Here is a 10,128-nt window from a genome sequence, read left to right as displayed (position 1 = left end):
CTCCTCCCTGTTTTCTCTCGTTTCTCCGTTTTCTCCTGCTCCCGTCTCCACCCGTATCCTGTGACTCCCTCTGATTCCCACGCGGAGGAAACGGCAGTCACAGGATACGGGGCGCCTGATCGAAGTCGAAGAGAACGCCATCGGCCTCATCGCATATCGTCGGCCATGATCGGTCGGAGGAATCATCATGCATGGCCCAGACCGACATGCCGGCCCTTTTCGCAGATCTGACCCCTTCAAGGAGATCCTCGAACACGGTGCAGCGCCCCGGCTCCACCCCCAGGCGCTCAGCCGTGTGGAGATAGATGTCCGGGCTGTCCTTACCCACATGGGCCACGTCCTCCACGCCGCACACCACGTCGAACAGACCGGTCAGTCCGACGTGGTCCATGGCCGGCCCGCGCAGAACGGTGGGCAACGTCGTGGCTATGGCCAGACGCGCTCCGGTCTCGTGAAGATGTCTCACGTACTCCACCGCGTGCGGTTTGGCCTCGACCGTGGACGCGTAGGCTCTGGCCGCCATGAGGTTCCATTCGGACATCAGGTCCTCCGGGGTGTCGTCAAGTTGGAACCGGTCGATTGTGTACACGGCGATGTCATGCGCCTCCATCGCCGAGACCTTGGCCATGTAGTCGTCAGGAACCCGTATTCCGCGACGTCCCAGAAAATCCTCATCAACCTCATCCCACACGCCCATCGAATCGAGAAGCGTGCCATCAAGATCGAATATGGCGGCCTTGCCCATGTTGTCATTCATGACATACATGCTAGCCGGACCACGGGCCTCCCGCGCGTGCTATCGCAGCACGCTGCTGCTCAGAAGCTCACGCGCATGCGCGAGTGACGCGTCGGATTCGTCGCCGGAGAGCATCCGCGCGACCTCCGAGACGCGCCGATCGCCGTCCAACGGCTCGACCACGGTGCTCGTCGATCCGTCCGAGGTGTCCACGCCTTTGCGCACCACCACCTGGGCATCCGCCCACGACGCCACCTGCGCCAGATGCGTGACGACGATGACCTGCTCCTCACGAGCCAGACGGGCGAGTCGACGTCCCAGCTCGGCCGCCGCCCGGCCGCCGACTCCGGCATCAATTTCATCGAAGATGTATGTGCATGACCCGTACGCGCCATCGGACGACGACCTTCGACCCTCCACCGTGGACCGATACGACACCGCGGAAAGCTCGAGAGCCAGCATCAGCCTGCTGAGCTCCCCGCCAGATGCGCTGGAGCCCAGAGGAAGCTCATCCGCCCCTGGATAGGGCGTGAACAGGAATCCGACATCGTCATGGCCTGTTGAATCCACGTCATCGGGATCCTCTCGCGCGGCGACGCTGATGCGCAGATGCGAGCCCGCCATCGCCAGAGACTCCAACTCACCATCGACCATGGATGACAGCGCCTCGGCCACACGCGAGCGCTCCAAGCTCAAACGATCGGCGGCACCTTTCACCCGATCGGCGGCATCGTGCATCTGTGCCTCAAGACGCTCGATCCTCTCCGGAGACGCGTCGACGTCCTCAAGCTCAAGACGCGCTCGATCACGCCACGCAAGGACATCCTCGATGGTCGGACCCCATCGTTGGATCAAATCATCGATCTGATGAATCCGTGAGTTTATGGCGTCGAGATCACCCTCGCCATCCTCGGCATCACCAGGATCCGACAGCACGAACACAACATCGGATACCTCGCGTGACACGTCCTCCAAACGGTCGGCGAGCTCGCCGAAGGGCTTCTCCATCCGAATCGACCGCAGCGACTGGACCGCCCGCCCCATAAGATCCACGACGCCGGGCTCATCCTCATCCATCTGGGAGGGATCGAGAACCGACAACGCTCCAGACACGCCCTGGGCTATCGCCGCCGCGTGCTCGATGCGCGTTCTTCTATCACGAAGCTCCTCGTACTCCCCTGCGGTCGGGTTGACACGATCGATGCGGGACAGGCTGTCGCGCAGATAGTCGGCGCGCTGCCTGCTCTCCGCCTGCTGCCCCCGCAGGCGCGACAGCTCTTCGTCGACCTGGCGAAAAGCGTTCCACGCATCCGCATACGAGCGCAAAGTTTCGGGGTCCACCCCAACGGAATCCAGAAACTCGCGCTGCCGGGCCGACGACGCGATGCGCAGCTGATCGGACTGCCCGTGAATCACAACCAAAGAGCTGGCAACCTTCGAGAGGACCGCACGCGGAACCGTCCTGCCACAGAGCATGGCACGGGATCGTCCGGAAGAAGGAACGGTGCGGGTGAGGAAAAGCTCGCCGTCCTGAATGTCAACGCCTGCCTGCTCGGCCTCGGCACGCGCCTGCGAATCATCATCCACATGGAAAACCGCCTGCGCCCAGCAATCGGTCGACCCGTCCGTGGACAACCGCGCCGAATCAACCCGACCTCCGGACACCAGCCTGATCGCATCCAGAAGCATCGACTTCCCGGCTCCCGTCTCACCAGTGATGGCCGTCATACCGGAATCCGGATTGATCACAGCGTCACGGATCGGCCCCAGACCGCGAACCTCCAACTCCTCAAGCACGGGCTTCCCCTCCCTTGCCACTCTCCCGAGTCTCTTCAAACCCATCCGTCTTCGGCATTCGTGAGTATCGGATATCACCTAGGGAGGCGGCCCGGGCGTGTTCGCGCCACCCCACGACCGGCAGATCGAATTTGGTGACCAACCGCCTGGTGAATGGCACGCCCGACAATCGCGCAAGCCTGAGAATGTCATGCGAGGCGCGAACCTCCACCCTCGTGCCACGGGGAAGGGAGCGCTGACGCCTTCCGTCACAGCAGATCCATCCATCGGACGCGGAATCCTCCAGCACGTCGACGGTGAAGGTCGACTCCGCCCCGATGACCACAGGACGCGCGAAAAGTGCGTGCGCTGCCAACGGAACGAGCTGCAACGCCCCCACATCCGGCCAGATTATGGGGCCTCCCGCCGAGAAGGCGTATGCGGTCGAACCGGTGGGGGTCGACACGATCACGCCATCGCATCCAAAGGAGCTCATCTCCACATCATCTATACGGATCGACAGCTCGACCATCCTTCCCTGCTCGTCACGCTCCAGCGTCATATCGTTCAAAGCCCAGTCATGCAGTGGTTCGCTCGCGCCGGGAAGCCACACATCAACATGGGCTATCATGCGCTCGTCCAGCGAGTAGTCATGCTCCGCGACCCTCCGGATGGCCTCCGCCATCTGGAAGCTTTCGAACTCCGCAAGGAAACCCACATGTCCAAGGTTCACTCCGAGTATCGGAACGTTCGTGCAATGAACCAGCTCGGCCGCCCTCAGAATGGTGCCATCGCCCCCCAGAACCACGACTATCTCGGTGTCGTCCTCCACGACGGCCGAACTCTCGCCGAAAGCCGGTGCCTCCGAATTGTCGATGATCGACACGACGAAACCCGCGGCCTTGAGCTGGTCCACGGCCTCCTCGATCACGGTTCCGCTCTCGCGAAGCCTTGTATGGGTCACCACGACCGCATGCCTTCTGCCTGTCATCTGCGAACCATTCCCGTCCCCTTGACGCGCGTCAAGCACCACACCACCGATATGCCCCGTCACAGCGGGCCGATTCCCCATCCTAGCGGAAGCACCGCTACAATGACGGTGGAATTCGGACCGCCGTGATGATGGGAGATGGAGTGCCAATGTCCAGTCCCGCCATCGACGACCCCCCAGACAACAGCGAGATGTCACGCGGATATGCCTGGTGGTTCTCGGAACACACCGACGCCGACAGGGCACGTGTCCGTCGGCTCGCTCACCGACAGGCACGGCGCCGATCCCCCATGAGGCTTCTGGGGCATCCCGGGCGTCTGGCCATCGCCTACTTCATGGTTCTCATCCTTGTGATGACACTGCTTCTCCTGACCCCCGCCGCATCGAAGCCAACACGCTACACCCCGTTGTCCGTCGCCTTCTTCACTGCCGTCTCGGCCCTATCCACATGCGGAATCGCCATCGTCGACACGGCCGCCCATTGGACCATGTTCGGACAGGCCGTGATCCTCATATCCGTCCAGCTTGGCGGACTGGGAGTGATGAGCTTCGCCTCGATCATCACCATCGCCGTCAACCGCCACATGCGCGCGTCCCAAAGAGTTCTGACCGCCAGGGAGCTGGGCACCAACCGTCTGAGCGAGATACGCACGGTTCTGACACTGATGGTCGCGACCACCTTCTCGATCGAGCTCATCACCTTCGTGGCGCTTTTCCCCGGACTGTGGAAGATAAACAACGGCAATCTGGGACGGACTCTCTGGGAGGCCCTGTTCTTCGCCGTGGCCTCATACAACAACGCGGGGTTCACCCCAGACTACGCCGGACTCCATGTCAACAGCTGGTCGGTGGGACTTCCGATACTTCTCAGCGCCTTCGCGGGAACGCTGGGATTTCCGGTTCTGCTCAACCTTCTAAGACTCGCCACGCACAAGGACAAGGGTCAACGTCAGCGGCTGACGCTCCACACCAAGATCACGCTTCTGACGACCGGAATTCTCGTCACCCTGTCGCTGTTATGGTTCCTTGCGGTTGAATGGGACAATCCATCGCTTTTCAAACAGGCAGACACAGCGACGCGCATCCGCCACGCCCTCGCTGCTGCGGTGATGCCGCGTACATCCGGATTCGACCCCTCGTGGGTCCCTCTTGTCAGCGAGCCGACGAAGGTGTTCATGAGCGTCATGATGTTCATCGGCGGCGGCAGCACATCCACGGCCGGCGGAATCAGAGTGACGACCTTCGCCGTGATCATCCTCATATGCCGTTCGGCCTTCACCGGGCACACGGATGTGAATGTTTTCGGACGCCGACTGCACACGCGCACGCTGATGACCGCGGTAAGCATCACGGCGTCCTGCCTCACGCTGGTGATCGGGGCCTCGATGGGGCTTATGCTCCTGACGGGATCCACTCTGACGGACGCGCTTTTCGAGACCTGCTCGGCGTTCGGACTGGGAGGATACTCCGTCGGTGTCGCCAGCGTCGGCAGACCGGCCGCCACGACGCTTCTCGCCGTGGTGATGGTTCTGGGACGCCTGGGACCCATGACCATCGCCTATGCGATCAACCGCCCCTCCGACATCGAAGCCATCCACTATCCGACCGAGTCAATCGTGGTGGGGTGACATGCGCGACGACCGGACGGGGGGCGGCGCCACGATCCGCCGCCCGTTGATCTTTCGAATGCATGAGGTCCATCGCGGTACGAACGCACAAACGCACAAACGCACAAATGGAAAGGAACAGCAACCATGGCGAAGAACAGAAGCGTTCTGGTGGTAGGTCTTGGGCGATTCGGAGCTGCAGTCGCGACCATGTTGGACAGTCTCGGGCAGGATGTTCTCGCCGTGGACAAGGATGCCGATCTGGTGAACAGATGGTCATCGCAGATCCCCACCGTCCAGGCGGATATGACCGACGTCTATGCCTTGGAGCAGCTGGGCGCCAAGGACTTCACATCGGCCGTCGTCGCCATCGGCGACAGCATAGAGGCTTCGGTCATCACTGCGGGGAACCTCCTCGACGTTGGCATCACCGATATCTGGGCCAAATCGGTGTCGGCCCAGCACGCGAGGATTCTGCAGCGCATCGGGGCCAGACACATCATCAACGCCGAAACCGACGCCGGCCATCGCGTCGGGCATCTGGTCTCGGGCGACTACCTCGATTACATCGAAATCGAAGGCCCCCATTCAGTCGTGAAGATCCACACCCCCCAGCACGCCGTGGGCGTGTCGATCGGGGACGCCAGAATCCATGAGCGCTTCGGCGTCACCGTGGTGGCCGTGAAGTCGCCCGGACGAGAGCTGGCTTATGGTTCGAAGGATCTGGTCATGAAACGCAATGATGAGCTGATCATCATGGGGACGCAGGACCAGATCGACCATTTCATCCACGGATGACGCCGTCACGCGCCATGTGACCACACCCGTCGTTTTTCCACGTTTGTATGTCAATTCATCGGATGAACGATTCGGTAATGGATAGAAATTCCCGTCACGCGACATGTGACGCGCGGAAACCCCTTTTACTTCATATATGCTGGCATGGAAGCCATAAGTTCGGCCTGATTCCTCACCGTACCGGAGCGAGGCGGGATGGCGCCGACCGGCTTGCCACAACGGGGCGGAGGGGTGTTATGGACATTCTCGTGGACAGGGGGACGGTGGTCCGCGGTCGATACGGAACGATTTCGGTCGTCAGCGACGCGACGATCGAGGATGGGGTGGTCTTCGACGAACTCATCGTAACGGGCAGAGCACATTGTGTGAGATGCGCGGGCGGACGGGTGTCGATGGCCTCGGGGACGTTGGAGTGTCTCGGGGATGTGATCGTGGATCGGATCGACGGACACGGCAGACTGTCGGTATCCGGATCCCTGCACTGTGGAGCGTTGGATTTCACCGGAAGCCTCATCACGCGAGGACACGTCACCGCCAGACACGTCCTGTCGATTCGAGGTCTTGTCGAATCGGGCGGAACGATAGTCGGGCGGGACGTCACGATAGATGGAAGGGCGCGTTCAGCCGGAGCCATGAGCGCGAGCCGCACCGTGCTGATCAGGCCGTTGGACGGTCTGACGCTCAACCGCCACGCCAAGGCCTATCTGGGCCACAGCAGGATATCCACCATCCAAGGACGCACGGTAAGCCTTCGGGCCACGACATGCCGCCAGATCAATGGACATGACGTATCGATAGACGGCGGATGCGTGGTGCACACGGTCCACTTCACATCACGATTCGTTCAGGACACCACATCATCGGTTCTGTTCATCGACGGTGATCGAAGGAACATTCAGCGTCGGACCGCGTAGAGCAAATACTCCCTATTCCCATGCATGCCGGTGATTGGAGAGTCCGCAACCGCTAGAACGGACAGACCGTGTCCTTCGGCGCAGCGGCATACATCGTCGACGCTCCGACGGCGCAACGATTCGTTGCACACCACGCCATGCGCACCAAGATTCCCGCGCCCCACCTCGAACTGCGGCTTGATCAGCAGAACCACGCGCGTTCCCGGACGGGCGATATCGGATACCACCGGAATAACCAACGTCAACGATATAAACGACACATCCGACACGATGAGATCGGGAGCGAAAGGAAGGTCGTCCGCCGACACGTCCCTGATATTGACACCGCTCATCTCCACGACGCGTGGATTTGCGGCGACAAGAGGATGAAGCTGTCCATGCCCGACATCCAAGGCAACGACGCTTTCGGCCCCGTAACGCAAAAGAACCTGGGTGAATCCCCCCGTCGAGGCCCCGATGTCAAGACAACGCATGCCCTGCGCCCCGTCAAGACCCCTATCCGCGAAGGCTCGAAAGGCTCCCACAAGCTTCACGGCTCCGCGCGACACATAACGCGGTCCCGAATCGACGTGTAGACGAGCCTCCGGCCCCACCCCGAACGAGGGTTTCGTCACCACAGCATCCTCCACCGACACCGCACCGGAGTCGATAAGGCGACGAGCCTTGGTCCGCGAATCGACAAGGCCGCGTCGGACCAGTTCGACATCAAGACGCTCAGTCATGCGAATCATGAACTCGCGTGGTGTCCAACTCGCGTTCCAACGCGTCGACGGCCGCGTGAAGCTCGGTGAGAAACGCCGTCGAATCCTTCGGATCCGCCGATGCCAATCCTGGAAAACGATCCTTGAAATCCTTCCGGGTGCCGTCCATCAGACGTCCTCGACTGTGATGTCCGGAAGCCGCGCTCCCTCCAGACCGTCGGCGTTGTCCATAAGATCCCATGCCGCGCAGCAGGCTGCGCGAAGTCGGTCGATGCCCGTGCCACCCGCGACCTCCAGATCCCCGTCCTGAAGACGGGTCACCGCATCGCCACAGGACCAGCGGGCCAGAGAACGTCGCGTCGGACGGGGATGCGTCTGCGCCAGACCGCGCAGATCCCGGGAGACGAAGGTCGGACGAAGATGTCGGGGCGCGCACATGAGAGCACGAGCGTCCGCTACTCCCGTGAGAACGACCAGGGAATCATAGCCGCCACGGTTTCCGGCCTCGATGTCCGTGTCCAGACGATCCCCAACCGCAAGACACAGGTCACGGCCAACCGGCGTCTGCCCGTCATGGGCCGCAAGCACACGGGCCTCGTCATACATCGCGGATTCGGGCTTCCCCGCCGACGATTCCGGCTCCATGCCCGTCGCGGCGATGACCGCGGCAATCAGCGATCCGCATCCCGGAGCAATCCCCTGCTCGCGCGGAATCGTAAGATCCCGATTCGTCACGAAATAACGCGCCCCGGATTCGATGGCATACGAGGCCTCGGCAAGCTCATGCCACGACAGTGTCGGATACCATCCCTGAATGACGGCTACCGGGTGATCACGGGCATCATTGACGACGACAAGCCCTTGTCCGGCCACCTCGTCACGCAGATGGTCGGCTCCGATGACCAGAACCGGAGATTGGGGCTCCAGTTCCCGTGCGACCATCCGCGCCGCGACCATCGACGATGTGATCACATCCCCGTCAGCGGCATCGAGTCCGTAGCCCCGCAGCTGCTCTGCCACCACCCGCGGATATCGCGAGGAATTGTTCGTCGTGTACACGACGGACATGCCCGCGGAGCGCGCGGCGTCAATCGATTCCACAGCGTGGTCCACCGCCTCACCGCCCCGGTAGACGACACCATCAAGATCCACAAGCGCCAGTGAATACCTATCGAGCAGCGGACCATCCGACCCTTTGAGAGAACCCGTCACCGCTCATCGCCCTCCCGGGGGCTTTCATCCTCGACGGTGTCCGCGTCCACGCTTCCATCGGAGGGCTTCCGGACCTCGGAGTCTTCCACGACAGTCTCGTCATCGGACCCATTGGATGATTCCGCGGATTCCACGACCCCTATGGCCCCTACGGCAGCATCCTCGGCGACGTCTCCAACTGGATCCGTCGTTTCGGGCGCGTCACCCGTCTCTTCCGAAACGTCACCTTCCGAAACGTCACCGTCCGAAACGGCCTCATCGGAAACCTCATCATCGGAAGAGGAATCATCGGCGTCGACATCATCGCGATCCTCATCGGAATCCTCATCGTCCACCTCAATCCCCACCTCATCAAAAAGGGCTGGGGACAAACGCTCGAGATCATAGTCGATGACGATTTCCTCGGCGTTCTCGTCGTCCTCATCCACATCGGCGTACTGGCTTTCGAGCTTATCGAGGGTGTCGTTCAACGCGGCCGCCTCGTCGGTTCTCCCCGATTCCTCGAGGAAAAGCTGCTCCGCCTGCGTGGCCCGCATCCGATACTCGCCTGACAGGCCCCTCACGCGCTCCAGCTTTCGCACGACGTCAAGCGCCTTGTCCCACAGCTTCAGATCGGCCATAGCGCCCGCATAGACGAGGAACATCTCGACCTTCGCCTCGCCGTCCAAGGCATGACCGTCCTCCGATACGGCGACATCGATGGCCTTGCGTGGATGGCCCAGACCACGCTCGCAATCTGCGATGAACGGCAGATAATCCGGATACCCGTTCATGCGGTGGGCTGTGCGAAACTCGCGCAACGCCAAAGTGTAGTTGCCCTGCCGGTAGGCGATGAAAGCAAGGGTCTCCCTCGCGAAATCGACCCGAGAGGCCTGTTTCGCCGCCCATTGGGCATGCTGGAGGGCCCCAGCCGGATCGTCGGGCTCAAGTGCGTATGCCGCGAGGATATGCAGTCCCACGTTCTCGGCGTGCTCCTTGGATAATCCCCTCAGACGCTCACGCTCGTCCTTCGACAGCATGGCCCATTCAAGCCCTTTGGGCATGCGTGGCTCGCCAGGGCGCCGATCCGTGTATGGATTCTGAGACGGGAAGGATATCGTGCCATCCGAGTTGCGGCGCGGAGCATCGTCGCGGCGGAACGACCCATGGTCGCCGTCCCGGCGCGGGCCCCGGAAGTCACGATGGTCGCGGTCCCCGCCACGACGGTCGTCACGGCCATAGCCACCCGACCTCTGACGGCGATCGTCACGACGATCCCCATCACGCCTGTCATCACGACGGTCATCACGACGGTCGAAGCGACGCCCATCATTGCGAGGGCGGCAGAGCGGCGTGTAGGGGCGGCGTGAGAGAGGGGGGTAGTGGGGGGTGGGCGCCCCAGGCGTGGCTTGTG

At 61.9% G+C, this 10,128-nt stretch carries 9 protein-coding genes and 1 pseudogene; 3 read left to right on the top strand and 7 right to left on the bottom strand.

Features of this window, described 5'->3' with window-relative positions:
• Window positions 1-97: 97 nt before the first annotated feature.
• Genes Q1X90_RS03925 through Q1X90_RS03915 form a run of 3 tightly spaced genes read right to left on the bottom strand, consistent with a single transcriptional unit; the run spans window position 98 to window position 3,503 of the window.
• Entirely contained in the window at window positions 98-757 is a 660-nt protein-coding gene (locus tag Q1X90_RS03925; protein WP_300766746.1) for an HAD family phosphatase, read from the bottom strand.
• Between the two features lie 39 nt (window positions 758-796).
• Complete coding sequence (gene recN / locus Q1X90_RS03920; protein ID WP_300766748.1) at window positions 797-2,533, bottom strand: DNA repair protein RecN; 1,737 nt, start codon at window positions 2,531-2,533, stop codon at window positions 797-799.
• Window positions 2,526-3,503, bottom strand: a complete 978-nt coding sequence (locus Q1X90_RS03915) for an NAD kinase (protein ID WP_300766744.1) — start codon at window positions 3,501-3,503, stop codon at window positions 2,526-2,528. Before Q1X90_RS03915 ends, recN begins: the two co-directional genes overlap by 8 nt.
• Window positions 3,504-3,652: 149 nt before the next feature.
• Between Q1X90_RS03915 and Q1X90_RS03910 the strand changes: the two genes are divergently transcribed.
• From Q1X90_RS03910 to Q1X90_RS03900, 3 genes are all read left to right on the top strand, one after another.
• Window positions 3,653-5,131: a potassium transporter TrkG gene (locus Q1X90_RS03910; RefSeq protein WP_300766742.1), complete on the top strand. Its 1,479-nt coding sequence runs from the start codon at window positions 3,653-3,655 to the stop codon at window positions 5,129-5,131.
• A 126-nt stretch (window positions 5,132-5,257) separates the two neighbouring features.
• Window positions 5,258-5,908, top strand: coding sequence for a TrkA family potassium uptake protein (locus Q1X90_RS03905; protein WP_300766740.1), 651 nt, complete (start codon window positions 5,258-5,260; stop codon window positions 5,906-5,908).
• A gap of 236 nt (window positions 5,909-6,144) precedes the next feature.
• On the top strand, window positions 6,145-6,822 hold the full coding sequence (locus tag Q1X90_RS03900; protein ID WP_300766738.1) for a hypothetical protein: 678 nt from the start codon (window positions 6,145-6,147) through the stop codon (window positions 6,820-6,822).
• On the opposite strand, the gene Q1X90_RS03895 is transcribed toward Q1X90_RS03900, so the two are convergent.
• The 4 genes and pseudogenes from Q1X90_RS03895 to Q1X90_RS03880 all read right to left on the bottom strand — a co-directional run.
• Window positions 6,804-7,553: a TlyA family RNA methyltransferase gene (locus Q1X90_RS03895; RefSeq protein WP_300766736.1), complete on the bottom strand. Its 750-nt coding sequence runs from the start codon at window positions 7,551-7,553 to the stop codon at window positions 6,804-6,806. The genes Q1X90_RS03900 and Q1X90_RS03895 overlap by 19 nt on opposite strands.
• Entirely contained in the window at window positions 7,537-7,692 is a 156-nt protein-coding gene (locus Q1X90_RS03890) for a hypothetical protein (protein WP_300766734.1), read from the bottom strand. Before Q1X90_RS03890 ends, Q1X90_RS03895 begins: the two co-directional genes overlap by 17 nt.
• Window positions 7,692-8,735 (bottom strand): HAD-IIA family hydrolase, encoded by a 1,044-nt coding sequence (locus Q1X90_RS03885; protein WP_300766732.1) that lies wholly within the window; start codon window positions 8,733-8,735, stop codon window positions 7,692-7,694. Before Q1X90_RS03885 ends, Q1X90_RS03890 begins: the two co-directional genes overlap by 1 nt.
• A pseudogene (locus Q1X90_RS03880) lies at window positions 8,732-10,128 on the bottom strand (helicase); the annotation flags it as partial. The pseudogene Q1X90_RS03880 and the gene Q1X90_RS03885, both read right to left, overlap by 4 nt.

The sequence above is a fragment of the uncultured Bifidobacterium sp. genome, from assembly GCF_949292005.1.
GTDB lineage: Bacteria > Actinomycetota > Actinomycetes > Actinomycetales > Bifidobacteriaceae > Bifidobacterium.
The sequence above is the reverse complement of the archived record's forward strand: the minus strand, read 5'-3'. Positions and strand labels throughout refer to the sequence as shown.

Coding starts and splice junctions, on each gene's coding strand:
- Q1X90_RS03925 (WP_300766746.1), bottom strand. CDS start 757: ATGAATGACAACATGGGCAAGGCCGCCATATTCGATCTTGATGGCACG.
- Q1X90_RS03915 (WP_300766744.1), bottom strand. CDS start 3,503: ATGACAGGCAGAAGGCATGCGGTCGTGGTGACCCATACAAGGCTTCGC.
- Q1X90_RS03910 (WP_300766742.1), top strand. CDS start 3,653: ATGTCCAGTCCCGCCATCGACGACCCCCCAGACAACAGCGAGATGTCA.
- Q1X90_RS03905 (WP_300766740.1), top strand. CDS start 5,258: ATGGCGAAGAACAGAAGCGTTCTGGTGGTAGGTCTTGGGCGATTCGGA.
- Q1X90_RS03900 (WP_300766738.1), top strand. CDS start 6,145: ATGGACATTCTCGTGGACAGGGGGACGGTGGTCCGCGGTCGATACGGA.
- Q1X90_RS03895 (WP_300766736.1), bottom strand. CDS start 7,553: ATGATTCGCATGACTGAGCGTCTTGATGTCGAACTGGTCCGACGCGGC.
- Q1X90_RS03890 (WP_300766734.1), bottom strand. CDS start 7,692: ATGGACGGCACCCGGAAGGATTTCAAGGATCGTTTTCCAGGATTGGCA.